Source organism: Microbacterium sp. CGR2 (assembly GCF_003626735.1).
In the GTDB taxonomy this organism is placed as follows: domain Bacteria; phylum Actinomycetota; class Actinomycetes; order Actinomycetales; family Microbacteriaceae; genus Microbacterium.
Map to the genome: position 1 here is coordinate 678,450 of NZ_RBHX01000001.1, position 24,472 is coordinate 702,921.

The following is a 24,472-nucleotide window of genomic DNA, read 5'->3' on the forward strand; positions in this document are numbered from 1 at the left end:
TCCGGGGTCTGATCGTCCATCTGCCCAGGCTATCCGCCGGCCCAGGTGTCGAAAGCACCTTTAGGCATACCGAAAAATCGAGTACGGTTTCGGTGTGCCTAAAAATCCTGCACCATCGTTGACGACCTCGTCGACCGCACCAGCCCGCCCGCGCGCGCCGCGGGTGCTGTGGCTCCTGGGCCCGGCCCTCGTGGCCGGCGTGGCATACCTCGACCCGGGGAACGTCGCGAGCAATATGACCGCCGGCGCCCAGTACGGATACCTGCTCGTGTGGGTCGTCGTGGCCGGCAACGTGATGGCCTGGCTCATCCAGTACCTCTCCGCGAAGCTGGGCGTCGTCACCGGCCGCAGCCTGCCGGAGATGCTGGGCACCCGGTTGAAGCGCCCGTGGGTTCGCCGGGCGTACTGGCTGCAGGCCGAGCTCGTGGCGATGGCGACCGACCTCGCCGAGGTCATCGGCGGGGCCGTCGCGCTGTATCTTCTGTTCGACATCCCGCTGCTGCTGGGCGGCCTGATCACCGGCGCCGTATCGATGATCCTGCTCGCGGTGCAGAGTCGGCGCGGCGCCCGCCCTTTCGAGTTCGTCATCGTCGGACTGATGCTGATCATCACCGTCGGCTTCGTCGCCGGCGTGTTCGTGGCGCCGCCGGATCCCGCAGGTGTGCTCGGCGGCCTCGTGCCGCGCTTCGACGGGACCGGATCAGTGCTGCTGGCCGCATCCATTCTCGGCGCGACGATCATGCCGCACGCGATCTACGCCCATTCCTCACTGACCCGTGACCGCTTCGGCGCCGCGACCGCCCACATCGGCGACGAGGCGGTCCGCACCGAGACGTCGCGTATCCGACGGCTTCTCACCGCCACCCGGTGGGACGTGTCGATCGCGATGGTCATCGCCGGTTCCGTGAACCTCGCCATCCTGCTCCTCGCAGCCGCCAACCTCGCCGGTGTCGAAGGCACTGATTCGCTGGAAGGGGCGCACGCGGCCCTGTCCGCTGGGCTCGGCCCGGTGGTCGCGACGTTCTTCGCGGTCGGGCTCCTCGCGTCGGGGCTGGCGTCGACCTCCGTGGGCGCCTACGCCGGTGCCGAGATCATGCACGGTCTGCTGCGCGTTCGCATCCCCCTGCTGGCACGCCGGCTCGTCACCCTGATACCCGCGCTGGTGATCCTCGGAATCGGCGTCGACCCCACCCTCGCACTGGTCCTGAGCCAGGTGGTGCTGTCGTTCGGCATCCCGTTCGCGCTGATCCCCCTGGTGGCACTCACCGCACAGCGGCGCACACTCGGCGCGTGGACGAACCGCCCCTGGACCACGGCGGCGGGCATCACGGCGTCCGTTCTGCTGATCTCGCTCAACGGCGCGCTGCTCTGGCTGGTGCTCAGCGGCGCGTGAGGCCCGGATAGGCTCGACGACATGCCTGCCGAAACCGCCCGCCGCTCCGTCCGCATCCTCACCTGGATCGGTATCGCGACGGGTGTCGCCGGGGGCCTGCTCGTCACCTTCCCGAACGCACTGCCGGTGGGCGGCCCCTGGGTGCAGCTCGCCCTCGGCATCGCCACGCTCGTCCTGGCATTCCGCGCCCGCAAAGTCGGCATCGCCGAGATCCCAGGGTTCGACGGCCGCCTCTCGCTCCTCGCCGCACTGCTCGGCTTCCTCGTGGTGTTCTTCGCCGGACAGGTCGCGTTCGTCCTCCTCGTGGCCGCAGCGGGCTCCTGATTTACACTGGGCTGGTGGCATCCCCGGCGGCAGACGACTATCTGAAGACCGTCTATGCGCACACCGAGTGGCAGGATGCGCCGATCACCCCGTCGGTTCTCGCCGCGAAACTCGGCATCGCCCCTTCGTCGGTGACGGAGATGGTGAAGAAACTGGCCGCGGCCGGCCTGGTCTCGCATGTGCCTTACGGCGCGGTGCGACTGACGGAGGCCGGCACCCTCCGCGCGCTCGCGGTGATCCGCCGCCACCGTCTGATCGAGACCTGGCTGGTGCAGGAGTTCGGCTACGGGTGGGACGAGGTGCATGACGAGGCGGAGATCCTCGAGCACACGATCAGCGACCGCCTGCTGGAGGGCATCGACGCACGCCTGGGCCGACCGCGGTTCGACCCGCACGGCGATGCGATCCCCGATGCCGCCGGTACCGTCGACCGGGTCCCGTTCGTGCTGCTCGCCGACGCACCGGGCGATCATGTCGGACGGGTGCTCCGTGTCGACGACCGCGATCCGGAGCTGCTGCGCACGCTGGAAGCGGCGGGCGTGACCGTCGGAACCGAGTTGCGCGTCCGCGCGACCGGACTGTCCATCGGCGAGCACGAGATCGACATCGAGGGTGCGTCCGGCGCCGTGTGGATCACCGCCTGACCCCGATTCGAGGCGGCGTACACCACGTCACCGGCTCCCTCTAGGCTGTGCACATGGGACACCGCGACGACATCGAATGCTGGCTCACCGACATGGACGGCGTGCTCGTCCACGAGAACGACGCCGTGCCGGGAGCATCCGAACTCCTCGCCGGGTGGGAAGCCGCCGGCATCCCGTACCTGGTACTCACGAACAATTCGATCTTCACCGCACGTGACCTCGCCGCCCGCCTGCGCGCAAGCGGGCTCACCGTGCCGGAAGATCGCATCTGGACATCGGCGCTCGCGACCGCCGACTTCCTCGCACAGCAGCTCCCCGGCGGCTCGGCGTTCGTCATCGGCGAGGCCGGCATCCTCACCGCCCTGCACGAGGCCGGCTTCATCATGACCGAGACCAAGCCCGACTTCGTCGTCGTCGGCGAGACGCGCAACTACTCGTTCGAGGCGATCACCAAGGCGATCCGCCACATCAACGCCGGGTCGCGCTTCATCGTCACGAACCCGGATGCCACGGGCCCGAGCGCCGACGGTCCGATGCCCGCCACCGGCGCGATCGCGGCTCTCATCACGAAGGCCACGGGCAAGGAGCCGTACGTGGTCGGCAAGCCCAACCCGATGATGTTCCGTTCGGCCTTGAACAAGATCGGCGCCCATTCGAAGAAGACCGGAATGATCGGCGACCGGATGGACACCGACATCGTCGCCGGCATCGAGGCGGGCCTGCACACCGTGCTCGTACTCACCGGAATCAGCGACGAGGCCGAGATCCAGAAGTACCCTTTCCGCCCCGACGAGGTCGTGGACTCGGTCGCCGATCTGCTTCCCACAGCGTACGAGGGCTGACCGATGGGCGTTCTCGATGACGGCGAGCGGGTCACTGCGGCGGATGCTGCGGACTGGCGCTCCTGGCTCGAGGACAACCACGCGCGAACGGCGGGTGTCTGGCTGCTGAGCGTGCGCGGCAAAGACACCGGCGGTGTCGGCTATGAGGATGCCGTGCGACAGGCACTCTGCTTCGGCTGGATCGACGGGCCCGTGCGGACGTTCGACGATCAGACGGTGGGCCAGTGGTTCTCACCGCGACGCCCCACCAGCGGGTGGGCAGCGACGAACAAGGCGCGCATCGCTCTGCTCGAGGCGGAGGGCCTGCTCGCACCGGCCGGAATGCGGGCCCTCGATCTCGCGAAGGCGAACGGCTCATGGACGATGCTCGACGGCCCGGAGGCCGGAATCGAGCCCGACGAACTGGCCGCGGCCCTCGACGCTGTTCCCGCGGCACGCGCGAACTGGGACGCCTTCCCCAAGTCGGTCAAGAAGTTCGGACTCACTCACATCGTGACGGCGAAGAAGCCGGAGACCAGATCGGCCCGCATCGCGAAGATCGTCGCGGATGCCGCGGAAGGGAGACGCCCATGAATCAGAGCGACGTGCTCTTTCTCGTCATGTTCCTGATCCTGCTCAGCACGCTGGTGGTGTTCGTCGTGCAGTTCGTGCGCTCGCGCCGCGGGCGCGGTTCCGACGACGGGCGCGGCGGATGGTGGGAAGGCCCGTGGGACGAAGACGACCAGAAGCGCTGACGGCGCTCCTCAGTCGAGGGCGAGGCTGCTCACCGCGGCCACCGGCTCGGGCAGGCGAAGCGGCCCTGCGCCGGGGGTGATCGTCCCGAGGATGCGGGGTGCGCGTGCGCCGGTGGCGGATGGCAGTACGGCCGGGACACCGTGCAGGGTGCACCATCCGATCAGTGCGAAGAGAATCGCTTCCTTGCTGTCGACGGATGCGCCGAGCTCATCGGCGAGGACCACCTCGACCTCGGGAAGGGCGGCTCGCAGGCCGTCCATGATCAGCGGGTTGTGGCATCCGCCGCCCGACACCGCGAGGTAGCCGACACCGGCGGTGCGCACGTCGCGGGCCACGGCCTGCACCGTGAGTTCGGTGAGGGTGCGGACCAGGTCGGGCGTCGAGATCTCTCTACCTGCTGTGTGGGCACGGACATAGTCGAGGTGGAAGTGCTCCTTGCCCGTGCTCTTCGGCGCGGGGAGGGCATAGTACGAGTCATCGAGAAGCGCCGCGAGCAGCGACTCGTCGATGGCGCCGGTGCGGGCGATGGCAGCATCCGCGTCGTAGCTCCGCGCGTTGAGGGCCTCTGCGGTGACGACCGCGTCGACCAGCGCGTTCGCCGGACCGATGTCGTACGCCGACACGGCTTCGCCCACGATGGTGATGTTGGCGATTCCGCCGAGGTTCACTGCCGCGGAGACACCTGCGCGTCCGCGTAACAGCAGCTCGTCGAGGAAAGACACCAGTGGGGCCCCGTGCCCTCCGGCGGCGATGTCGCGGATTCGCACATCGGACACGACCGGGGCACCGACTGCCTCGGCGATCCAGGCGGGCTGTCCGATCTGCAGGGTGCCGCGGGCGTGGTCGCCTTCGACCCAGTGAAAGACGGTCTGTCCGTGCGTGCACACCGCGTCGACGCCACCCACGGCCGCAGCGGCATCGGCGGCCACCTGTGCGAACGCCTGCCCGATCAGGGTGTCGAGTTCGCACACCTCCGCGAACGTGGTCGGGCTCGGAGGCAGAGCGGCGACCAGGCGAGTGCGCAGCTCGGGAGCGTACGGGTGGCTGCCCTCGTGCAGAACGGTGCCCCGCAATGCGCCATCGCTGACGGTGAAGTCGACCACGGCGACGTCGATGCCGTCGTGAGAGGTGCCCGAGAGCAGTCCGAGTACACGCATGGAGGATCCTTACCGCGAGTGGCTGAGGAGGAGCGGCGCGCTACCGCAGCAGCACGAGGGCGGCGGCGCCGATGAGCGGTCCCTCGTCGCCCAGCCCGGAGCGGACGACGCGCGCCCGACGAGAGTATTCGTGGGCGGCGCTCGCGGTGAGCGCCTGCTGCACGAGGTCGATGTAGTCGGTCGAGACGCGCGAGAAGCCGCCGCCGATGGCAACGGTGTCGAGGTCGACGAGGGTCGCGGCATCCGCCAGCGCCTCCCCGACCGCCTTCGCCGATCGCTCGATCGCCGCGCGAGCGACGGCGACCCCGGCCGACGCGTCACGCGCGAGGTCTTCGCCGGTGGCACCGTTCCACCCCTGCTGCTGCGCCCACGCCGCGCTGGCTGGGCCGGAGGCGATCTCCTCGAGAGTCAGCCCGCCCTCGCGGCGCACCTGCCCGAGGTGGCCCGCGTTGCCTGTCGCGCCGGGGATGTACGCGCCGTTGACGACGAAACCGCCGCCGACGCCCGTCGAGACGACGATAGAGAGCGAGGCACCGGCATCCTGCGTCGCCCCCAGCCACGACTCGGCGAGGGCCAGCGCTCCACCATCGTGTCCGAGGACGGTCGGGACATCGCGACCCAGACCGGCGGATGCCGCGACGCGCACAGCATCCGCAAGGCCGAAGCCGTGCGCCAGCGGCATGTTCACGGGCATGATCGCCCCGGCGATGCGGTCGATGGGGCCGGCGCTTCCGGCACCCGCTCCGACGATCTCGCCGCCGTCGGGGAGTGCGGCGAGCGCGTGCGCGACGATGGCCTGGACGGCGGCGGTCAGCGACTCAAACGTCGCCTCGCGCCCTGTCGCCTGTCGGCTGCGGCTCCCCGCGACGAGGGCGCCATCCTCTCCGACGAGCGCAGCCTCCATCTTCGTGCCGCCGACGTCGACGGCCAGAGCGTAGCGAGTCACTGCGGGTCGAGTCCGAGGTCGTCGAGGTCGAAGGCGGCCCGCCATTCGAGCCCCTCGGCTTCGATCGCGGCCTGGGCTCCGGTCTTGCGGTCGACGATCACGGCGACGGCGACCACCTCAGCACCCTCTCGGCGCAGAGCCTCGACGGCTTTGAGCGCGGATTGCCCGGTCGTGGAGGTGTCTTCGAGTACGACGACGCGCTTGCCCTTGACGTCGGCGCCCTCGATCTGACGCCCGCGTCCGTGATCCTTGGGCTCCTTGCGCACGACGAACGCATCCAGCGGGCGATCGGCGGCGACCGAGGCGTGGAGCACGGAGTTCGCGATCGGGTCGGCGCCGAGGGTGAGCCCGCCGACGGCGACGATGTCGAGGTCTCCGATGAGGTCGAGCATGATGCGCCCGATCGCGGGAGCCGCACGGTGGTCGAGGGTGAGCTTTCGCATGTCGACGTAGTACGTCGCCTTCTTGCCGCTGGAGAGGGTGAAGTCGCCGTGGAACACCGCCTCATCCTTGATCAGGTCGAGGAGGGACTGGCGGTCTGTGTCGAGTGCGGTCACGGCATCCAGTGTAGAAGGCATGGGGGCCGAATCACGCGGCGAGTCGGTGTCGGACGCCGCAACTAGGCTGGGCACATGCGCTTGGCAACCTGGAACGTGAACTCCATCCGCACCCGCGTCACCCGCACCGTCGAATTCGCCGTCCGCGAAGACATCGACGTGCTGGCGATGCAGGAGATCAAGTGCAAACCCGAGCAGTTCCCCTACGGACCGTTCGAAGAGGCCGGCTATCACGTCGAGGTGCACGGGCTGAATCAGTGGAATGGCGTCGCGATCGCGAGCCGCCTCCCGATCACCGATGTGCGCACGGCGTTCGACGGCATGCCGGGCTTCGCGAAGGGCCACGAGGGCCCGGATGCTCCGCTTGAGGCGCGCGCGCTCGGAGTGCTCGTCGACGGCGTGCGCGTATGGAGCCTGTACGTGCCCAACGGCCGTTCGCTCGACGACCCGCACTACGTCTACAAGCTGCACTGGCTCGAAGAGCTGAAGAAGGCGACGGCCGCCGAGCTCGCGGCGAACCCCGACCTGCCGCTCGCACTGGTGGGCGATTTCAACATCATCCCGTTCCCTCACGACAACGGCGACCCCGCCATCGTCGAAGGAGTGTCGACGCACGTGTCGCCGCTCGAGCGCGCGGCGTTCTTCGCCTTGGAACAGGCCGGCGTGACCGACGTGGTGCGCCCGCTGCTTCCCGAGGGCTTCACCTACTGGGACTACCAGCGCCTCAAGTTCCCCCGCAACGAGGGCATCCGCATCGACTTCGTGCTCGGCTCCCGCACGCTCGCCGACGCCGTGACCGGTGCGTCGATCCATCGGAACGAGCGCAAGGGCGGGCAGCCCAGCGACCATGTGCCGGTCGTCGTCGACCTCGACTTCGGCGGGAGCGTCGACGAAGACGACGACCTCCCGATGATCTTCTCCTGACTCATGCCCGTCCGGCTGATCGCCACCGATCTCGACGGGACCCTGCTCGATTCGGCCTCCGCGGTGTCGGCTCGCACACGCCGCGCGTTGGATGCGGCGCGCGCACGCGGAATCCACGTCGTGCCGGTCACCGCCCGCCAGCCGATCGGTCTGCGCGCGATCGCCGCTGATGCTGCTTTCGAGGGGTGGGCACTCTGCAGCAACGGCGCCTACGCCGTGCACCTGACCGACGGGCGGATGCTGTTCGCCGAAGAACTTCCGGCCGAGACGATCCGCACGCTCGTCGAAGCGCTGCGCGCCAGCATCCCCGGGCTGTTGTTCGCCAGCGTGCGCGAGGGTGGTGAGACGTTCGTGGCGCAGCACGGCTACGCGGAGATCGCCGACCTGTCCGACCACAAGCGCGATCCGAAGACGATGGGCGGGGTGCCGCTGGAGAAGGTGCTCGCCGCTCCCAGCCTGAAGCTCGTGATCCGGCATCCGGAGCTCGCCCCGGCCGCGCTGTTCGACATCCTCCGCTCTCTCGGTCTGACCGGATTCGAGGCCACGCTGTCAGGGGCTCCCTTCGTCGAGGTCATGGCCGAGGGCGTGACGAAGGCCACCGGGCTCGCACGACTGTGCGAGCACCTCGGCATCGACCGCGCCGACGTGGTCGCGTTCGGCGACGCGCTCAATGACGTCGAGATGCTGCGGTGGGCAGGTCGCGGCGTCGCGATGGCCGGCGCCGAGCCGCTGGTCAAGGACGCGGCCGACGAGACCACGACCTCGAATGACGAAGACGGGGTCGCACGCGTGGTCGAGCGGTTGCTCGGCTGACGCCGGCACTCGCCGATCCGCCGCGCGGGGGATGCCCCCGGCATCCGCTCCCCATACGGTGGGAGGATGCCCGCCGCAGACTTCCACCGCGCCCCGACGGCCCGAGAGAGCCGCAGCGACATGACCCTCGCGGTCGTGCTCTTCGTCGGAGCGATCCTCAGCGCAGCGCTCTCCGCGATCTCCGAGATCTACGGCGACGAGCAGGCGGAACTCTGGACCGCCCTCGTCTACGCCGGCTTCGCCACCCTCCCGCTGGCTTTCCGCCGACGCTGGCCCGGGCTGGTGGCGATCGTCATCGCTCTGGCGTACTTCACCGCGGTCACGATCCGGGTCCCGGAGATCTATGTCGGCAACATCGCCATGTTCATCAGCCTGTACTCCGTGGGCGCCTGGATGAACGACCGGCGGCGGGCACTGCTCGTCCGCGTCGGGATCATCGTCGGCATGTTCGTCTGGCTCCTCATCACCATGTACCGCGACGCGATCAGCGAGGCGGACAAGGCCGACGTGGTCGCCGGAGCGATGTCGCCGTACGTCGCCTTCATGCTCATCCAGATCCTGTTGAACCTGCTGTACTTCGGCGGCGCGTACTACTTCGGGGAGCGCTCATGGATCGCGGCCTCCGAACGCGCCGTGCTCGAGCAGCGCACCGTCGATCTGGAGCGCGAGCGCGAGGTCACCGCTGCCCAGGCGGTCGCGCTCGACCGGGTGCGCATCGCCCGGGAGCTGCATGACGTCGTCGCCCATCACGTCTCCGTCATGGGCGTCCAGGCGGGAGCGGCACGCCTGGTGATCGAGCACGATCCCGAGCAGTCTGCACGCATCCTCGCCGGCATCGAGGCATCGGCGCGCGACGCCATCCACGAGTTGCGCCAGCTGCTCGAGACGCTGCGCACTCCCGGTGACGCGACGGCCGACGGCCCCTCCACCCTCACCCTCGATGACATCGCCGAGCTGACCCGTGCGTCCACCGAAGCCGGACTCCCGACGGAGTATTCGGTCATCGGCGAGCCTCTGCCGGTCCCGTCGATCGTGGCCGTGAATCTGTACCGCATCGCGCAGGAGTCGCTCACGAACGCCCGCCGTCATGCCGGTGCCGGTGCGACGGCCGACGTCCGGGTGCGCTACGACGACGACGGGGTGGAGGTGGAGATCGTGAACACCGGACGAGCGGTCGGCGCGCTGCGCCCCGGCCTCGGTCAGCTCGGCATGCGTGAGCGGGCCGCAGCATCCGGGGGAACGCTCGAAGTGACTCCCCGCCCGCTCGGCGGCCTGCGGGTCCGCGCACGCGTCCCTCTGCCTGCCATGGCCTCGGCCTCGGCGAGGAGCATCTCATGACGGACCAGCCGATCCGCGTGCTCCTGGTCGACGATCACTCGATGCTGCGTGCCGGGTTCCGCACCATCCTCGACATCCAGCCAGACATCACGGTGGTCGGCGAAGCCGCCACGGGAGCGGATGCCGTGGCGCAGGCATCCGCCCTTCAGCCCGACGTGATCACGATGGACGTGCAGATGCCGGATATGGACGGCATCGAGGCGACCAGACGCATCGTGGCCGACCCGACCGTGAATGCCGCGATCGCGATCGTCACGACCTTCGACCAGGATGACTACCTCTACCAAGCGCTGGATGCCGGCGCCAGCGGCTTCCTGCTCAAGAACGCGGGAGCCGAAGACCTGATCGCCGCCGTACGGGCGTTGGCCGCCGGCGACGGGATGCTCGCACCCGAGGTCACCCGCCGCGTGCTGGCACGGTTCGCCGCCGCATCCGCCCCCGCCCCCGCCCCCGCCTCGGCTTCTGCCGCAGCCTCGGCTTCGGCCCCTCCGGTCGCACCCGCCGCCGCCCGCCCCCGAACCGACCCGGCACGAGCTGTGACCGGACCGACCAGGACCCCGCTCCCCGAGCCGCTCACCGACCGGGAGGCTGAAGTGCTGACGCTCCTGGCTGACGCACGCAGCAACGCCGAGATCGCCGGCGCGCTGTTCATCGGCGAGGCGACCGTCAAGACCCACGTCTCGCGCATCCTGCAGAAGCTCGGCGCGCGCGACCGCGTGCAGGCGGTCGTGCTGGCCCACCGGATGGGCCTCGCCTAGCCGATACCCTCGGATCCATGCCTGACCGCGTTCCCCTGTCCCGCCCGATCCTGGCGGGAGTCGTCACGGCGCTCGTCGGGTTCACCAGCTCCTTCGCCGTGGTGCTCACCGGGCTCGACGCCGTCGGGGCGAGCCACGCGCAGGCGGCGAGCGGACTCCTCGCCGCGAGCCTCACGATGGGGCTCGCCTGCGTGGTCCTGGCGTGGCGGTACCGGATGCCGATCACCGTCGCATGGTCGACGCCCGGCGCGGCACTCCTGGTCGCGACCGGCGCTGTGGAGGGTGGGTGGTCCGCCGCAGTCGGGGCTTTCCTCTTCGCGGCCGGCTTGATCCTGCTCACCGCGCTGTGGCCGACACTCGGCGCCCTCATCGCCCGCATCCCGCCGTCCATCGCGCAGGCGATGCTCGCCGGGGTTCTGCTGCCGCTGTGTCTCGCGCCGATCACCGGCATCGTCGCGAACCCGTGGGGCGTCATCCCCGTGGTGCTCACCTGGCTGCTCTTCGCCCGCCTCGCTCCTCGCTGGGCCGTGCCGCTCGCTTTCGTCGCGGCGACCATCGTCGTCTCCGTCGCGCTGATCGGCGAGGGAACACCGTTCGACCCGGCTCTCCTGCTCCCCCGGATCGAGCTCACGGCACCGACCTTCACCCTCGGTGCACTCGTGGGACTGGCCCTGCCGCTGTTCATCGTGACCATGGCGTCGCAGAACGTCCCCGGCATCGCGATCATGCGCAGCTTCGGCTACGAAGTCCCGTGGCGGCCGGCGATGCTCGTCACCGGTGTCGGCACGGCTCTCGGCGCCCCCGCCGGAGGACACGCGATCAACCTCGCCGCGATCAGTGCGGCACTCGCCGCTTCACCGGACGCCGATCCCGACCCGAAGCGCCGCTGGGTCGCGGGGGTCTCCACCGGCGGGTCATACCTGGTGCTCGGCGGGTTCTCCGCCGCGTTCGCCGCACTCGTCACTCTCGCGCCGACGGCAGTGATCCCCGCCGTGGCCGGACTCGCCCTGTTCGCGGCGTTCGGGTCATCCGTGCAGCAGGCGATCGACGACCCCGGCGAACGCCTCTCCGCGGTCGTCACCTTCCTGGTCGCCGCATCCGGGATCGCGGTGCTCGGCGTGAGCGCCGCTTTCTGGGCCCTCGTCGCAGGCCTCGTCGTTCGCAGTGTGCTGCACGCCGGGCGACGCTGAGCCTCCGGCGGGCCCAGAGCCATCCCGCTCCGTCCGTCGTGGGGAGGACGGCCCAGGATCAGTCATAGGGGGGATGCCACCGGGTACGCCGCGTCCCTAGCCTGAGAACATGCGATGCACTGAGCGAACGGAGTGAGCCGAAGTGACGACAGGAAAGCTCGAACTGACGGGCATCACCAAGAGCTACGGCTCGCGACGCGTGCTCGATGACGTGTCCTTCACGGTCGCCCCCGGGCGGCTGACGGGGTTCGTCGGCGGCAACGGTGCGGGCAAGACCACCACCATGCGGATCATCCTGGGGCTCCTCACCTCCGACGGCGGACGCGTCGACCTCGACGGCACACCGATCACGACGGCCGACCGCCGGCGTTTCGGCTACATGCCCGAAGAGCGCGGCCTCTACCCGAAGATGAAGGTGCTCGAGCAGATCGTCTACCTCGCGCGCCTCCACGGGTTCAGCAAGACGGATGCCGCAGATCGGGCCACGGCGCTCCTCACCGAGCTGGGTCTCGGCGAGCGCTTGGACGACACGATCGAGTCGCTCTCGCTGGGCAACCAGCAGCGCGCGCAGATCGCCGCCTCCCTCGTGCACGACCCTGAGGTGCTGATCCTCGACGAGCCGTTCTCCGGGCTCGACCCGCTCGCCGTCGATGTGGTCGCCGGCGTCCTGCAGTCGAGCGCGGCCAGGGGCGCCTCCATCCTCTTCTCCTCGCACCAGCTCGACGTCGTCGAGCGGCTCTGCGACGACCTGGTCATCCTCGCCGGCGGCACGATCCGCGCGGCGGGGCCCCGTGACGCGCTGCGCGCCGAACACGCCAGCGACCGGTACGAGCTCGTCTCGGCCGGCGACGCCGGATGGTTGCGCACCGAGCCCGGTGTCACCGTCATCGACTTCGAGGGCGGCTATGCACTGTTCGACGCGGACGGGGCGGAGACCGCGCAGCGCGTGCTGCGATCCGCCGTGGAGCGCGGCGACGTCGCCAGCTTCGCACCCAAGCATCCCTCGCTCGCCCAGATCTTCAAGGAGGTCATCCAGTGAACGCATCGACGCCCGCACCTCTCCGTTCCTCCAACGGCATCTGGCTCGTCGCGGAGCGCGAGATCGGCTCCAAGCTGCGTAGCAAGACGTTCCTGATCTCCACCGGCGTCCTGCTGCTGCTCACCCTGGCCGGAATCGTGATCGGCGGTTTCGCGAGCAAGAACACCGATGCGATGCCCGTCGCCGCCACCTCGCAGACCGCGGGTGTGGTCTCGGCGTTGCCGAACACCGAGGTCATCGAGGTGTCCGACAAGGCAGAAGCCGAAGACCTGATCCGATCGGAAGAGGTCGAGGCGGCCGTGCTTCCCGGAGACGGAGCGACGGGCTTCACCATCGTCGCTCTGAAGGACGCGCCCACCGGTCTGGTGTCGGCGCTGTCGCAGGCACCGGCGATCGAGATCCTCGAGCCGGCGACGACGAATCCCGGGCTGAGGTACCTGATCGCCCTCGCTTTCGGCGTCGTGTTCATGGGGGCTGCGGCGACATTCGGCGGCACCATCGCCCAGAGCGTCGTCGAAGAGAAGCAGACGCGCGTGGTCGAGGTTCTGCTCTCCGCCATCCCCGCGCGCACGCTCCTCGCCGGCAAGGTCATCGGCAACACGATCCTCGTGATGGGTCAGATCCTCGCCCTGGCTGCGATCGCGACGATAGGGCTGATCGTGACAGGTCAGCGGGAGGTGCTGTCGACTCTGGGGGCGCCGATCATCTGGTTCGCGGTGTTCTTCCTGTTCGGGTTCATCCTGCTCGCGGCACTGTTCGCCGCCGCGGCGTCCTTGGTCTCCCGGCAGGAGGACATCGGCGCGACCACGACCCCGATCACGATGCTGATCATGGCCCCGTACGTGCTCGTGATCCTCTTCAACGACAACCCGCTGGTGCTGACGATCATGTCGTACGTGCCCTTCTCGGCCCCGGTCGGGATGCCGATGCGGCTGTTCGTCGGCGAGGCGCAGTGGTGGGAGCCGCTGCTGAGCCTGGTGATCCTGCTTGCCAGCTGCGTGGCCGCGATCGTCATCGGCGCGAAGATCTACGAGAACTCGCTGCTGCGGATGGGTTCGCGCGTGAAGCTCCGTGAGGCGTTGCGCGCCTGACACCGCGTCATCCGTCGCGTGAGGCCCCTGCCTTCCCAGGCAGGGGCCTCACCCTTTCGCCCGCAGCCGAGCCCACGTCGCAGGGAATATGCATGCACATACATGCGTTCGAGCCCCCTGTACGCCGGACGAAGGAGTCCGATCCACTCCCTCCGAAAGGCACTTCTGTGAGCACGCCCGTGATCGACCGCACCGCCCCGACCGAGCACCCTGTCCTCGACGTTCTCGCCGGCCGCTGGAGCCCCCGCGCCTACGATGCGCAGAACCCGATCGACGAGGCGAAGCTCGCCACCGCTCTCGAGGCCGCCCGCTGGGCACCGTCCGCCTACAACATGCAGCCCTGGCGCTTCATCGTCGCCCGTCGCGGCTCGGCGCTCCACGCTCAGGTCGTCGACGCGCTGGTGGGCTTCAACCAGGCGTGGGCCGACAAAGCCGCGGTCCTCGTCGTCGCGATCGCCGAGACCGCGAGGGAAGACGGCGCCCCGATCACGCACGCCGTGTACGACCTCGGTCAGGCCGTCGCGCACTTCTCGGTTCAGGCGCACCACGACGGTCTCGTCGTCCACCAGATGAGCGGCTTCGATCCCGAGGCGATCCGTGAGTTCGCCGACCTCGAGCCGCGCTTCGTCCCGACCACCGTCGTCGCCGTCGGCGAGTTCGGTGACGTGGAGACCCTGCCGGAAATGCTTCAGGAGCGCGAGGTCGCGCCGCGCGTACGCCGCCGCATCGACGAGACCGTGATCCTCAGCGCCTGAGCCGCGCCGGCGCGCTACGCGGCGGCGCCGCGCCCTACGCGGCGCCGCCGGTCAGCACGAGCCCCGAGCCGTCGGCGGCGACATCGACCCGAACGGTGTCGCCGTCGTGAACCCCGCCGGAGAGCAGCGCCGTCGCCAGCTTGTTCTGCACTTCGGACTGGATGAGACGGCGCAGCGGGCGGGCTCCGAACATCGGGTCGTAGCCGCGTTCTGCCAGCCAGGAGCGGGCGCCAGGGGTGACCGCGAGCGTGAGCCGGCGATCGCGGAGGCGCTGGTGCAACTGGTCGACCGACAGCTCCACGATCTGAGCGAGGTCATCTTCGGTGAGCGCGGCGAACATGACGATGTCGTCGAGGCGGTTGAGGAACTCGGGTCGGAAGGCCTGCCGGACGAGTGTCATGACCTGCTCGCGCTTCTCGTCGGGCGAGAGCACGGGGTCGATGAGAATCGGCGAGCCGAGGTTCGACGTGAGGATCAGGATCACATTGGTGAAGTCGACCGTGCGGCCCTGCCCGTCGGTCAGGCGCCCGTCGTCGAGCACCTGCAACAGGATGTCGAACACCTCGGGGTGCGCCTTCTCGACCTCGTCGAGCAGGATCACGCTGTACGGACGCCGCCGCACCGCCTCGGTCAACTGACCGCCCTGTTCGTAGCCGATGTAGCCGGGAGGGGCACCGACGAGCCGCGACACCGAGTGCTTCTCGCCGTACTCCGACATGTCGATGCGCACCATGGCGTGCTCGTCGTCGAACAGGAACTCGGCGAGCGCCTTCGCCAACTCGGTCTTGCCGACACCGGTCGGACCGAGGAAGAGGAACGAACCCGTCGGACGGCCCGGGTCGCTGATGCCCGCGCGCGACCGCCGCACAGCATCCGACACCGCCTTCACGGCATCCTTCTGCCCGATCAATCGCTTGCCCAGCTCGTTCTCGAGGTGGAGCAGCTTCTCGCTCTCACCCTGCAGCAGACGACCGACGGGGATGCCGGTCCAGGCGGCGATCACAGCGGCGATGTCTTCTTCGGTGACCTGCTCGTTGACCATGCGACCTTCGGACGAGGTCGTCGCCTCGGCCTGCTCGGCTTCGGCGATCTCGCTCTCGAGGCGCTTGATGGTCTCGTACTCGAGCTTGGATGCGCGGGTGTAGTCGGCCTCGCGCATGGCCAGGTCGCGCTGCGTGACCGCATCGTCGAGCTTCTTCTTGAGATCGCCCACGCGGTTCAGGCCCTGGCGCTCGCGCGCCCAGCGCTCCTCGAGGGCGGCCAGCTCGCGCTCCTGCTCCGCCAGCTGCTCACGCAGGGTGCCGAGACGCTCTTTCGAGGCGGCATCCTTCTCTTTCTTCAGAGCGAGCTCTTCCAGCTTCATGCGGTCGACCTGTCGCTTCAGCTGGTCGATCTCGACCGGGGACGAGTCGATCTCCATCTTCAGCCGCGACATCGCCTCGTCGATGAGGTCGATGGCCTTGTCCGGCAGCTGGCGCGCAGGCAGGTACCGGCTCGAAAGTGCCGCCGCGGCGACCAGCGCACTGTCGGCGATCGTCACTCCGTGGTGGGCTTCGTAGCGACCCTTGAGACCACGGAGGATCGCGATGGTGTCCTCGACCGTCGGCTCACCGACGTACACCTGTTGGAAGCGTCGCTCGAGAGCGGCATCCTTCTCGATGAACTCGCGGTACTCATTCAGCGTGGTGGCGCCGATCAGGCGCAGCTCCCCGCGGGCGAGCATGGGCTTGAGCATGTTGGATGCCGCCACCGACCCTTCACCGCCGCCGGCGCCCATGAGCACGTGCAGCTCATCGATGAAGGTGATGACCCGGCCGTCGGACTCGGTGATCTCCTTGAGCACCTGCTTCAAGCGCTCTTCGAACTGCCCGCGGTACATGGCGCCCGCGACGAGGGCCGAGATGTCGAGGGTGACCAGTTCCTTGTCTTTGAGCGACTCGGCGACGTCGCCGGCGACGATGCGCTGGGCGAGACCTTCGACGACGGCCGTCTTGCCGACGCCGGGCTCGCCGATCAGGACCGGGTTGTTCTTCGTGCGCCGGGTGAGCACTTGGCTGACCCGCCGGATCTCGCTGTCGCGCCCGATCACGGGGTCGAGCTTGCCCTGACGCGCGCGGTCGGTGAGGTTGATCCCGAACTGCTCGAGCGCGGACTGCTGGTCGCCGCCTGCGGCGCCGGTGTGCGGATTGCTCATGCGTCCCTCCTGAGGAAGCTCCCTCTGAACAAAGTTGAGTGTTGTTGACTCAAGTTTATCATCGGTCTCGGATCATGTTCCAGATCGCCGCGGCGACGCGACGTTTCGAGCCGGATGCCGAACCCGCCACACGTCCGTCGGTGCCGAGGATGTGCACGGCGTTCTCCGCGCTCTCGAAGCCGCGATCCCAACCCACCTCGTTCACCACGAGGAAGTCGACACCCTTCCGCTGCTGTTTGCGGCGAGCGCGGGTGAGCAGCTCGCTCTCGTCCCGCGGCGTCTCGGCGGCGAACCCGACCACCACCTGCCCGGGGCGACGCGCATCGACCAGGGCCGCCAGGATGTCCTCGTTCTCGACCAGTTCGATCGACGGGACCCCACCGGACTCCTTGGTGAGCTTGCGATCGGCCACGGTGACGGGGCGATAATCCGCCACGGCCGCAGCCATCACGACGACATCGGCGGCGGAGGCCTCTTCCTTCATCGCCTGCGACAGCTCTGCGGCGGTCCCGACGCTGACGACCCGGACCGACGGATGCTGCGCCACGGCGAGCACATCGCCCGAGACGTTCGCGGTCACCAGGGTGACATCGGCGCCGCGGGCCGCCGCCTCCGCCGCGAGCTCGACGCCCTGCCGTCCGCTGGAGCGATTGCCGAGGAAGCGCACCGGGTCGATGGGCTCGCGCGTCCCGCCGGCCGACACCACCACCTGGAGACCCGCGAGGTCTCCGGGCGACAGCAGGGCCTGTGCGGCATCCGCGATCTCTTCGGGCTCCGCCATCCGCCCCGGACCGCTGTCGCCGCCGGCGAGTTCGCCGTCTGCCGGACCGACGACGCGCACGCCGCGCTCACGGAGGGTCGCGACGTTCGCGCGCGTGGCCGGATGCCGCCACATCTCGGCATGCATCGCCGGAGCGATCAGCACCGGCGATTCGGTCGCGAGAAGCGTCGTGCCCAGCAGGTTGTCGGCGAGGCCGGCTGCCATCTTCGCGATGGAGTTCGCGGTGGCCGGTGCGACGATGACGAGGTCGGCGGCCTGCCCCAGGGCGACGTGGCGCACCTTCGCCACGTCATCGTGAACGCTCGTGGTGACCGGATGCCGGCTGATCGCCTCCCAGGTCGGCAGGCCGACGAAACGCAGGGCGTCCTCTGTGGGAACCACCGTCACATCGTGACCGGCCTTCGTGAGCAGGCGCACCAGGTGCACGGACTTGTAGGCGGCGATACCGCCAGTGACTCCGACGACGATGTTCACGGTTCTGATTCTGCCCCACCCTGCCCCGCCGAGGGCCATCACCTTCTCCACGACGGACGAGTTCTTCGCGACTTAGACTGGCGGATGTGTGCACCGTGGTGATCGACGTCGATGATTCCGGTTCGGCCCGTCTGCTCGCCGTCCGCGACGAAGACCCGCTGCGGGAGTGGGATGCTCTCGGGGCCTGGTGGCCGGAACGGTATCCGGGAGTGATCGGCATCCGTGACCGCCGAGCGGGCGGCGCCTGGCTCGCCGCGGACCCTGCGCAGGGACGTCTGGCCGTGCTGCTCAACCGCGCGGATGTCCGTGACCTGCCCGAGGCCCGCGCAGAATCCCGCGGCTCTCTCGCCCTCCAATCCGTCGCGGGGCGATCGCCGAAGGGCCCCGTGCCGATGCACGGCTTCAACCTGCTCGAAGTGGGCCCGACCAGGGCGAGAGTGTTGTCGTGGGATGGCGTCGACCTCCGCGAGACGCCGGTCGGCTCGGGCACGCACATGATCGCCCACGACGATCTCGATGACGCCGCGACCCCGCGCATCGCGACATGGCTGCCCAGATTCCGCGCGTTGGGCCCCGCGTCCGCCAGCGCGGACTGGAGCAGCGAGTGGGTGTCGCTGCTGGCGGAATCCGCCGCGCTCTCCCCCGAAGACGACCGCGCGATCATCCGCGACAACCGTCCGCACGGCTATCCCACCCAGTCACTGCTCTACTGCGTGGCGACCGTGACGGGGCACGGCGTCGAGGTTCGCGACGTCACGCTCCCCTCACCCGCGCACTGGCCCGCCTGACACTCGCCCCTCCGGTTGGGGGGGCATCACGCCGCGGGAGCATCGGCCACGGGCTCGTCGATGCACGAGAAGCGCGTCCGGTACGCGGTCGGCGTGAGCCCGAGCACCCGCGCGAAGTTCTGGCGCAGCACGGCCGCTGAGCCGAAGCCGCACTCGTCGGCGATCTGCTCCAGGGGCAGGTCGGTGCGCTCCAGCATCCGCTGCGCATGGATGATGCGCTGACGAGCGAGCCATGCGGCGGGTGTCGCGCCGTACTCGGCCTTGAACCGCCGCGCGAAAGTCCGTGGCGACATCAGCGCTCGCGCGGCGAGCTGGTCGACGCCGAGATCCTCACGAAGATGCTCGACCGCCCAGTCGGCCACTGCGGCCAGGGAATCGCTCGGGACCTGCGGGATGGGCCGGTCGATGAACTGGGCCTGCCCGCCGTCGCGTTGCGGGGGGACGACCATGCGCCGCGCGATGCGGTTGGTGAGCTCGGCCCCGACCTCCTGACGCAGCAGGTGCAGGCAGGCGTCGATGCCCGCCGCCGTACCCGCGCTGGTGATGATCTTTCCGTCCTGCACGAAGAGCACGTCGGCGTCGATCTCGATCTCCGGGTACATCCGCGCCATCAGATCCGAGTACATCCAGTGCGTGGTCGCGCGACGCCCGTCGAGCACGCCGGCGGCGGCCAAGATGAACGATCCGCTGCAGACGCTCATCACCCATGCGCCGCGGGCGACGGCGTCGCGGGCGAGATCGAGCAGCAGCGGGTCTATCAGCGACCAGCTCTCGCGCGGGAGTGGGCAGAACACGACGAGGTCGGCCTCGTAGGCGAATGTCAGGTCGTGCTCGACATTGAGGGAGAACCCGATCTTGGACTGCACCACTCCGGGAACCGGAGCGACGATGCGGAAGTCGAAGTTCGGCACTCCATCCGCCGAGCGGTCGAGCCCGAACGCTTCGCAGGCGACGCCGAACTCGAACGGGGCGAACCCGTCCTGGATGACACAGGCGACCGTTTTCATCAGAACTCCCGGGGTTTGGCAGATTTCCTTCGATTGGCGTCCATTCTGCCACTCGTGGCGGTTCGACGTCGACCGTAGCGTTTCTGCCATGATACTCATCATCGCTCTTCTGGCCCTCGCCGCGTGGGCCACCGTCGCCACCGTCGCCACCGTCGTCGAACTGCGCCGCGACGGGCTCCGCCGCACTCCCACGGATTGGAGCCGCGTCGCCGCCCGCGATGACGCGCTCCGGCGCGCAGAGTCGAGCCACGGCTACCGCTGAGACGGAACAGGGACTCCCGAAGGTCACGCCACCCGGCTACGCTCGGCGTCATGAGCGAGCCCCAGCAGCCTCCCGTCCCGCCGCACCTGCCAGCGACGCCGCAGCATCCAACCGGGCAGCCGGGCGCGGGCCAGCAGCCAGGCGCAGGCCAGCAGCCGGGCGCAGGTCAGCAGCCCGGCCAGCATCCGCAGTACCCCGGCCAGATGCAGGGCCAGCATCCCGGATATCCCGTTCAGACCCCCGCACCGAGGTCGGGTCGCGAAGGGAGAGGGCTCGGCCTGATCGCCGTCCTGATCGCCGGGGCCACCTTCGCCCTCAACCTTCTGGTCTCGCTGCTGGCACCGCTGCTCTACTCGTCGGCCGGCGGATTCGAGACCTTCAACGCGGTGAGCGGCGTCGTCGCCGTCGTGAGCTTCCTGGCCTATGCGGCAGCGCTCGTCCTCGGACTGCTCGCCGTGAAGCGCGCCGGTTCCCCGCTGCTCGCAGGTGTCGCGATCGGTATCGCGGGCGCGGGCCTGCTGGGCCTCGTGGTGAACTTCGTGGCCTCGTTCTTCTACCGTTTCATGTGAGCGAGCGGGCTCCGAGCACTCGCTCGTAGACCTCGATCATCGCGGCGGTGCGTGACGACTGCCGGAAAGCGGCTGCCACTTCGGGAACCGGCGCCGGTGCGACGCCGGCGGAGATGTCGGATGCCGCGCGCCGCAGCGTTGCCGCGAGCGCTGCCGTCCGCTGCGCTTCACGCGTCTTACCGTTCACCGCATCCTCGGCATCCGGCACGCTCCACAGCCCGCCGCCGAGTTCCGCGGCGATGTCCGGGTCGCAGATCACGGCGGGTGTCCCGAGGGTCGCGGCTTCGAACGGGGTCATCCCCTGGGTCTCGAAGCCGATCGACGTCTGCACGAGCGCGTCGGCGGCGGCGATGCGTGCAAGCGTCTGCGGGTACGTCAGACGCCCCGCGAAGCGGACACCCGAGCGCCCGCCCACGATCTTCTCCGCCGCCGCGCGCTGTGCACCCCCGCCGATGATCTCGAGTTGCGCGTCGATGCCGGACGCGACGAACGCCTCGAGGAACGGGAGGAGTCGCTTCTCCGGACTCATCCGTCCCAGCCAGACGAAGCGCGGACGGCCGGGCTCGCGATCAGTCGGTGCGTTCGCGACGGTGGCATCGCGGACGTCGTCATCGATGCCGTTCCAGATGACGTCGACCGGCACGAAGACCTCGTGCTGCTCCAACCGCCGGGCGAAGTGCGTCGACGGTGCGGTGACGGCCGAGGCGCCGACAGCGAGGCCGCGCAGGAACGCCCAGCCGTCAAGACCTCGCACCGGAGCGCCGATCCCGCGCATCGCAGCACGTCGCCACAGGTTGAGGACGGCGAGCACGGGGCGATGAAGCGGAGTGACTGCGGCGATCCCCACGTCCACGCGGTTGTGCATCGTGTGGACCACGGGGATGCCGTGGCGTCGGGCGAAGCGGTGGCCGATGAACGCCCCCCAGAAGTCGGCTTGCACGTGCACGAGGTCGACCGGCGGTCGGTGTGTCATCTCCCTGTCGAGGAAACGATCAGTGCGGCGTCCGGGCCAGCTCATCGAGTACTCGCGGTCGATGGTGATCGGGAGGGACGGCAGGTCGAGGTTCGCCGCCGACGGCGATGCGGGCATCGACGCGCGCGACCCGTGCATCTTCGGCGCCACGACGGTGACCGTGTGACCGGCGCGTTCGAGGAAGTCCCGCTGCAGCCGCATCGACACCTGCGCTCCGCCCAGGGAGTCGAGGTGCTGATCGCCGAAGAAGACGATGTGCATGTCGGACTGCTCCGCCTACTCGGGAAGCGGCTCGCCGCGGTACAGCGCCTCGAAGGTGTCGAGGGTGCGGTTGATGTCGTGAATCGCCACGCCGTCGAGCGACGCCCGCTGCATCCGCTCGTATTCCCCGGGCGATGCGGTGAGCACGTCCGTCAGGCGCGCGGCGAGCTCGTCGACGTTCCCCGGTTCGAACAGGTGGCCGTTCTCCCCGTCGTGCACCAGGTGCGGCAGGGCGACGGCGTCGGCGGCCACGATCGGCAATGCCGAGGCCATGGCCTCCATGGTCGCGATGGACTGCAGTTCGGCGATCGACGCGATCACGAACAGGCTGGCGCGCGACAGCAGCGCCCGCAGGTCTTCGTCGCTCGTACGACCATGGAAGACGACGCGATCCGCGAGCCCGAGCTGCTCGGCGAGGTGCTCGAGCTGCTTGCGCTGATCGCCGCCGCCCACGATGTCGAAGGTCGTGTCGAGTGCCGGGTCGAGCTTCGTCATGGCCTTGAGGATGACCTCGACCTGCTTCTCGGCGGTGAGGCGACCGACGAAGATGATGCGGTTCTTGTCGCGCGGTGCGATCACCGGGGTGTACTGGGTACGGTCGATGCCGCAGCTGACGGGGATGACACCTTCGACTTCGACCGTCTTCTCGAGGAAGTCGGCTGCGCGGCGGGTGGGAGTGGTTATCTCGCGCACCATGTCGAAAGTGCGCTTGGCATCCGCCCAGGCGAACTTCAGGATCAGGTTGTCGATGAAGTCGGGAAAGATCGAGTGGTCGAGGATGTTCTCGGCCATGACGTGGTTCGTGGCGATCACCGGGATGCCACGCTCGTGAGCGATGTGGGCCAATCCTCGCCCGATCACGATGTGCGACTGGATGTGCACGATGTCGGGCTGCACCCTGTCGAGCACGATACGTGCGTAGTGCTTCGAACGCCACGGCCAGACGAACCGGAGCCAGTCGTGCGGCGCCCAGCGCACCGACGGCAGACGGTGCAGGGTCATCGGTTCCTGCTCGATGACCTCGGTGCGCGGCTCAGCACGACGGTACGCCTGGTTGGGCGCGACGACGTGGACATCGTGACCACGCTGGACCAGACCGGCAGCGAGCCTCTCCGCGAAACGCGCGGCGCCGTTGATGTCAGGGGCGAACGTGTCGCAGCCGAGCAGGACTTTCAACGGACGGGGCGCGGGTTCCGCAGAACTCGTCGGGTCGGAGGGAGAGGAAGACATTCTGCCTTACGGTACGGCGGCCAAGGGAGCCCGGCGGGCGCTGGCCACTCTACCCGAGGGGCCTGCCGAGTCAGCCGAGGCGTACCGGCATCCCACAGGCTCACGGATTAGCGTGGAGGACATGCGACTGACTGCCGACGCCGATCCGCGGCTGTGGATTCCCGTGACGGACTCGCTGGGCTGGCGGGGGCGACGGCACCGCAAAGCGGCTATCCGGATGCTGCTGGGGCAGGTCAACGCGGCCGTCGGTGCGACCGAGCGGCCGGGTTCGCGCTTCGGTGCGTGGGCGATGAGTCAGGCGGCGCCGATGCTCATGAAGCAGGCGAACGGTCGAGTGCTGGTGTGGACGTGGAAGGCGGAGCCCGAGCTGATCGTCGCCATGGCATCTGCACAGGCCCTCACGCCGGAGCTCCGCATAGCTCGCGCGTCGATGCCGATGGAGCACGACGACACCCAGTCGTTTCCGACCCGGCTCGGAGTGGGCGAGAAGCTGCTCGTCCCCCTGCCCACCTCCGAGAAGTCGCCCCCGTTCGCGACCTATACGTGGGACACCGGCACGCATCTGGTCACGCTCACGGCTGTCTGCAGCGACCGGGAACGATTCGGGACGGTGACCGCCGCCCTCGACGACCTCGCCCGCAGCATCCGCATCGCCGATGACCTCACAGGCGGGGAGTCACACGAGGTCTTGCGGCTCGACCCGGCCTGAGCCTGGCGCCTTCGCGTTGCTTCGTCATTCCGGCTCGGCATAGCGGGTGGCGATCGCAGCCGCTCGGTCTCGGAGAGTCGCGCGTAGTTCTGGCGGCTCGAGAGCCTCCGCGCTCATGCCGAGCTGCCAGACGGCCCATACCGCATGACGGAGGTCTTGGAAGGTCACATGCATTCGAAGCCAGCCGTCCGGGTCCCGGGTTTCTTCCAGGATGGCGACCGCCGTCTCGGCGATTTCGTCCCGTCGCAGCGGGTCGGCGCGAACCACGGCGGTGAGCGCGGCGTCGCCGGCACGGAACCGCGTTCCTCGCGCCCGCCACAGCTCTTCGAGGTCGACGGAGAGGGTCCGTCGAGCCGGCTCGACGAGTTGCTCGGCGTCGAGGATGCGCGACAGTCGGTAGGTGCGGTCTTCTCCGTCGACGGTGGCGAGGAGGTAGCCCGTGTCGCGCACGGTGACGAGCCCGATCGGGTCGACCGTGCGCCGGATGGGCTCTCGATCCGGCGCTGCGTAGCGGATCCGCAGCCGACGGCCGTCGAGGACTGCCCGACGGACCTCGCCCATGATCGGTTCAGGGATGACCTTCAACGCCGTCGGTATCGGCTTCACTGCCGGCGTGCGGTACGCGGTGAGCGCCAAGTTCAGTTGGTCGAATTTCGGAGGAGGTGGGGGCAGCAGCAGCGGAAACTACTCCTCACAGACAGCTAGCGCCGGCGGATTC

At 69.1% G+C, this 24,472-nt stretch carries 27 protein-coding genes; 18 read left to right on the top strand and 9 right to left on the bottom strand.

The features are described from left to right. Positions 1-94: 94 nt before the first annotated feature. Genes D7252_RS03515 through D7252_RS19910 form a run of 6 tightly spaced genes read left to right on the top strand, consistent with a single transcriptional unit; the run spans position 95 to position 3,937 of the window. Positions 95-1,393 (top strand): Nramp family divalent metal transporter, encoded by a 1,299-nt coding sequence (locus tag D7252_RS03515; protein ID WP_374225754.1) that lies wholly within the window; start codon positions 95-97, stop codon positions 1,391-1,393. A gap of 21 nt (positions 1,394-1,414) precedes the next feature. Further along, positions 1,415-1,717, top strand: a complete 303-nt coding sequence (locus D7252_RS03520) for a hypothetical protein (protein ID WP_120774129.1) — start codon at positions 1,415-1,417, stop codon at positions 1,715-1,717. Positions 1,718-1,731: 14 nt separating this feature from the next. Further along, complete coding sequence (locus D7252_RS03525; protein WP_120774130.1) at positions 1,732-2,361, top strand: metal-dependent transcriptional regulator; 630 nt, start codon at positions 1,732-1,734, stop codon at positions 2,359-2,361. 53 nt (positions 2,362-2,414) lie between these two features. Further along, complete coding sequence (locus D7252_RS03530) at positions 2,415-3,203, top strand: HAD-IIA family hydrolase (RefSeq protein ID WP_120774131.1); 789 nt, start codon at positions 2,415-2,417, stop codon at positions 3,201-3,203. A 3-nt stretch (positions 3,204-3,206) separates the two neighbouring features. Further along, positions 3,207-3,776 (top strand): YdeI family protein, encoded by a 570-nt coding sequence (locus D7252_RS03535; protein ID WP_120774132.1) that lies wholly within the window; start codon positions 3,207-3,209, stop codon positions 3,774-3,776. Continuing rightward, positions 3,773-3,937: a hypothetical protein gene (locus tag D7252_RS19910; RefSeq protein ID WP_183055161.1), complete on the top strand. Its 165-nt coding sequence runs from the start codon at positions 3,773-3,775 to the stop codon at positions 3,935-3,937. Before D7252_RS03535 ends, D7252_RS19910 begins: the two co-directional genes overlap by 4 nt. A 9-nt stretch (positions 3,938-3,946) precedes the next feature. Here D7252_RS19910 and D7252_RS03540 read toward each other — a convergent pair whose 3' ends face one another. The 3 genes from D7252_RS03540 to pyrE are packed head-to-tail and all read right to left on the bottom strand — an operon-like array spanning position 3,947 to position 6,619. Further along, the gene (locus D7252_RS03540; RefSeq protein ID WP_120774133.1) at positions 3,947-5,095 is read right to left on the bottom strand and encodes an anhydro-N-acetylmuramic acid kinase; all 1,149 of its coding nucleotides are present in this window, start codon (positions 5,093-5,095) and stop codon (positions 3,947-3,949) included. Positions 5,096-5,135: 40 nt separating this feature from the next. After that, a complete protein-coding gene (locus tag D7252_RS03545; protein ID WP_120774134.1) occupies positions 5,136-6,041 on the bottom strand; it encodes an ROK family protein in 906 nt (301 codons plus the stop codon). Then, positions 6,038-6,619 carry an orotate phosphoribosyltransferase gene (gene pyrE / locus D7252_RS03550; protein WP_183055162.1) on the bottom strand — a complete coding sequence of 194 codons (582 nt, stop codon included), beginning with the start codon at positions 6,617-6,619 and terminating at the stop codon, positions 6,038-6,040. The genes D7252_RS03545 and pyrE overlap by 4 nt, the downstream gene beginning before the upstream one ends. 54 nt (positions 6,620-6,673) lie before the next feature. Here pyrE and D7252_RS03555 point away from each other — a divergent pair, with 54 nt between their 5' ends. The 8 genes from D7252_RS03555 (at position 6,674) to D7252_RS03590 (ending at position 14,506) form a co-directional block, all read left to right on the top strand. Then, entirely contained in the window at positions 6,674-7,522 is an 849-nt protein-coding gene (locus tag D7252_RS03555; RefSeq protein ID WP_120774136.1) for an exodeoxyribonuclease III, read from the top strand. Positions 7,523-7,525: 3 nt separating this feature from the next. Then, entirely contained in the window at positions 7,526-8,335 is an 810-nt protein-coding gene (locus D7252_RS03560) for a Cof-type HAD-IIB family hydrolase (protein WP_120774137.1), read from the top strand. A gap of 66 nt (positions 8,336-8,401) precedes the next feature. Continuing rightward, entirely contained in the window at positions 8,402-9,673 is a 1,272-nt protein-coding gene (locus tag D7252_RS03565) for a sensor histidine kinase (protein ID WP_120774138.1), read from the top strand. Then, entirely contained in the window at positions 9,670-10,431 is a 762-nt protein-coding gene (locus D7252_RS03570; RefSeq protein WP_120774139.1) for a response regulator transcription factor, read from the top strand. The genes D7252_RS03565 and D7252_RS03570 overlap by 4 nt, the downstream gene beginning before the upstream one ends. Before the next feature lie 17 nt (positions 10,432-10,448). Further along, positions 10,449-11,621 carry a benzoate/H(+) symporter BenE family transporter gene (locus tag D7252_RS03575; RefSeq protein WP_120774140.1) on the top strand — a complete coding sequence of 391 codons (1,173 nt, stop codon included), beginning with the start codon at positions 10,449-10,451 and terminating at the stop codon, positions 11,619-11,621. Positions 11,622-11,763: 142 nt separating this feature from the next. Next, positions 11,764-12,660 carry an ABC transporter ATP-binding protein gene (locus tag D7252_RS03580; protein ID WP_120774141.1) on the top strand — a complete coding sequence of 299 codons (897 nt, stop codon included), beginning with the start codon at positions 11,764-11,766 and terminating at the stop codon, positions 12,658-12,660. Then, positions 12,657-13,751, top strand: a complete 1,095-nt coding sequence (locus D7252_RS03585; RefSeq protein WP_120774142.1) for an ABC transporter permease — start codon at positions 12,657-12,659, stop codon at positions 13,749-13,751. The genes D7252_RS03580 and D7252_RS03585 overlap by 4 nt, the downstream gene beginning before the upstream one ends. 167 nt (positions 13,752-13,918) lie before the next feature. Further along, a complete protein-coding gene (locus tag D7252_RS03590) occupies positions 13,919-14,506 on the top strand; it encodes a nitroreductase family protein (RefSeq protein ID WP_120774143.1) in 588 nt (195 codons plus the stop codon). A 34-nt stretch (positions 14,507-14,540) separates the two neighbouring features. On the opposite strand, the gene D7252_RS03595 is transcribed toward D7252_RS03590, so the two are convergent. Both D7252_RS03595 and coaBC read right to left on the bottom strand, forming a co-directional pair. Further along, positions 14,541-16,700: an ATP-dependent Clp protease ATP-binding subunit gene (locus D7252_RS03595; RefSeq protein WP_120774144.1), complete on the bottom strand. Its 2,160-nt coding sequence runs from the start codon at positions 16,698-16,700 to the stop codon at positions 14,541-14,543. Between the two features lie 58 nt (positions 16,701-16,758). Further along, complete coding sequence (gene coaBC, locus D7252_RS03600; protein WP_120776780.1) at positions 16,759-17,955, bottom strand: bifunctional phosphopantothenoylcysteine decarboxylase/phosphopantothenate--cysteine ligase CoaBC; 1,197 nt, start codon at positions 17,953-17,955, stop codon at positions 16,759-16,761. Between the two features lie 86 nt (positions 17,956-18,041). Here coaBC and D7252_RS03605 point away from each other — a divergent pair, with 86 nt between their 5' ends. Further along, positions 18,042-18,743: an NRDE family protein gene (locus D7252_RS03605; RefSeq protein WP_120774145.1), complete on the top strand. Its 702-nt coding sequence runs from the start codon at positions 18,042-18,044 to the stop codon at positions 18,741-18,743. A gap of 26 nt (positions 18,744-18,769) precedes the next feature. Here the strand turns inward: D7252_RS03605 and D7252_RS03610 are convergent, their stop codons facing one another. Next, a complete protein-coding gene (locus D7252_RS03610) occupies positions 18,770-19,750 on the bottom strand; it encodes a GlxA family transcriptional regulator (RefSeq protein WP_120774146.1) in 981 nt (326 codons plus the stop codon). Between the two features lie 88 nt (positions 19,751-19,838). On the opposite strand from D7252_RS03610, the gene D7252_RS19915 reads away from it, so the two are divergent. Both D7252_RS19915 and D7252_RS03620 read left to right on the top strand, forming a co-directional pair. Then, positions 19,839-20,012, top strand: a complete 174-nt coding sequence (locus D7252_RS19915) for a hypothetical protein (protein ID WP_183055163.1) — start codon at positions 19,839-19,841, stop codon at positions 20,010-20,012. Between the two features lie 50 nt (positions 20,013-20,062). Beyond that, entirely contained in the window at positions 20,063-20,581 is a 519-nt protein-coding gene (locus D7252_RS03620) for a hypothetical protein (protein WP_147406686.1), read from the top strand. On the opposite strand, the gene D7252_RS03625 is transcribed toward D7252_RS03620, so the two are convergent. Together D7252_RS03625 and D7252_RS03630 are read right to left on the bottom strand one after the other, a co-directional pair. Continuing rightward, positions 20,574-21,815, bottom strand: a complete 1,242-nt coding sequence (locus D7252_RS03625) for a glycosyltransferase (protein ID WP_120774149.1) — start codon at positions 21,813-21,815, stop codon at positions 20,574-20,576. The genes D7252_RS03620 and D7252_RS03625 overlap by 8 nt on opposite strands. A 15-nt stretch (positions 21,816-21,830) precedes the next feature. After that, on the bottom strand, positions 21,831-23,045 hold the full coding sequence (locus tag D7252_RS03630; protein WP_120774150.1) for a glycosyltransferase: 1,215 nt from the start codon (positions 23,043-23,045) through the stop codon (positions 21,831-21,833). Positions 23,046-23,166: 121 nt separating this feature from the next. Between D7252_RS03630 and D7252_RS03635 the strand changes: the two genes are divergently transcribed. Then, positions 23,167-23,754 carry a hypothetical protein gene (locus D7252_RS03635; protein WP_120774151.1) on the top strand — a complete coding sequence of 196 codons (588 nt, stop codon included), beginning with the start codon at positions 23,167-23,169 and terminating at the stop codon, positions 23,752-23,754. A gap of 24 nt (positions 23,755-23,778) precedes the next feature. Here D7252_RS03635 and D7252_RS03640 read toward each other — a convergent pair whose 3' ends face one another. Next, entirely contained in the window at positions 23,779-24,390 is a 612-nt protein-coding gene (locus D7252_RS03640) for a YafY family protein (protein ID WP_251050590.1), read from the bottom strand. Positions 24,391-24,472: the final 82 nt, after the last annotated feature.

Bases quoted from the DNA above. Each gene is read 5' to 3' on its own strand.
- D7252_RS03520 (WP_120774129.1), top strand. From the start codon at position 1,415: ATGCCTGCCGAAACCGCCCGCCGCTCCGTCCGCATCCTCACCTGGATC.
- D7252_RS03530 (WP_120774131.1), top strand. From the start codon at position 2,415: ATGGGACACCGCGACGACATCGAATGCTGGCTCACCGACATGGACGGC.
- D7252_RS03535 (WP_120774132.1), top strand. From the start codon at position 3,207: ATGGGCGTTCTCGATGACGGCGAGCGGGTCACTGCGGCGGATGCTGCG.
- D7252_RS19910 (WP_183055161.1), top strand. From the start codon at position 3,773: ATGAATCAGAGCGACGTGCTCTTTCTCGTCATGTTCCTGATCCTGCTC.
- D7252_RS03540 (WP_120774133.1), bottom strand. From the start codon at position 5,095: ATGCGTGTACTCGGACTGCTCTCGGGCACCTCTCACGACGGCATCGAC.
- pyrE (WP_183055162.1), bottom strand. From the start codon at position 6,619: ATGCCTTCTACACTGGATGCCGTGACCGCACTCGACACAGACCGCCAG.
- D7252_RS03555 (WP_120774136.1), top strand. From the start codon at position 6,674: ATGCGCTTGGCAACCTGGAACGTGAACTCCATCCGCACCCGCGTCACC.
- D7252_RS03560 (WP_120774137.1), top strand. From the start codon at position 7,526: ATGCCCGTCCGGCTGATCGCCACCGATCTCGACGGGACCCTGCTCGAT.
- D7252_RS03565 (WP_120774138.1), top strand. From the start codon at position 8,402: ATGCCCGCCGCAGACTTCCACCGCGCCCCGACGGCCCGAGAGAGCCGC.
- D7252_RS03570 (WP_120774139.1), top strand. From the start codon at position 9,670: ATGACGGACCAGCCGATCCGCGTGCTCCTGGTCGACGATCACTCGATG.
- D7252_RS03575 (WP_120774140.1), top strand. From the start codon at position 10,449: ATGCCTGACCGCGTTCCCCTGTCCCGCCCGATCCTGGCGGGAGTCGTC.
- D7252_RS03595 (WP_120774144.1), bottom strand. From the start codon at position 16,700: ATGAGCAATCCGCACACCGGCGCCGCAGGCGGCGACCAGCAGTCCGCG.
- D7252_RS03610 (WP_120774146.1), bottom strand. From the start codon at position 19,750: ATGAAAACGGTCGCCTGTGTCATCCAGGACGGGTTCGCCCCGTTCGAG.
- D7252_RS19915 (WP_183055163.1), top strand. From the start codon at position 19,839: ATGATACTCATCATCGCTCTTCTGGCCCTCGCCGCGTGGGCCACCGTC.
- D7252_RS03620 (WP_147406686.1), top strand. From the start codon at position 20,063: ATGAGCGAGCCCCAGCAGCCTCCCGTCCCGCCGCACCTGCCAGCGACG.
- D7252_RS03625 (WP_120774149.1), bottom strand. From the start codon at position 21,815: ATGCACATCGTCTTCTTCGGCGATCAGCACCTCGACTCCCTGGGCGGA.
- D7252_RS03630 (WP_120774150.1), bottom strand. From the start codon at position 23,045: ATGTCTTCCTCTCCCTCCGACCCGACGAGTTCTGCGGAACCCGCGCCC.
- D7252_RS03635 (WP_120774151.1), top strand. From the start codon at position 23,167: ATGCGACTGACTGCCGACGCCGATCCGCGGCTGTGGATTCCCGTGACG.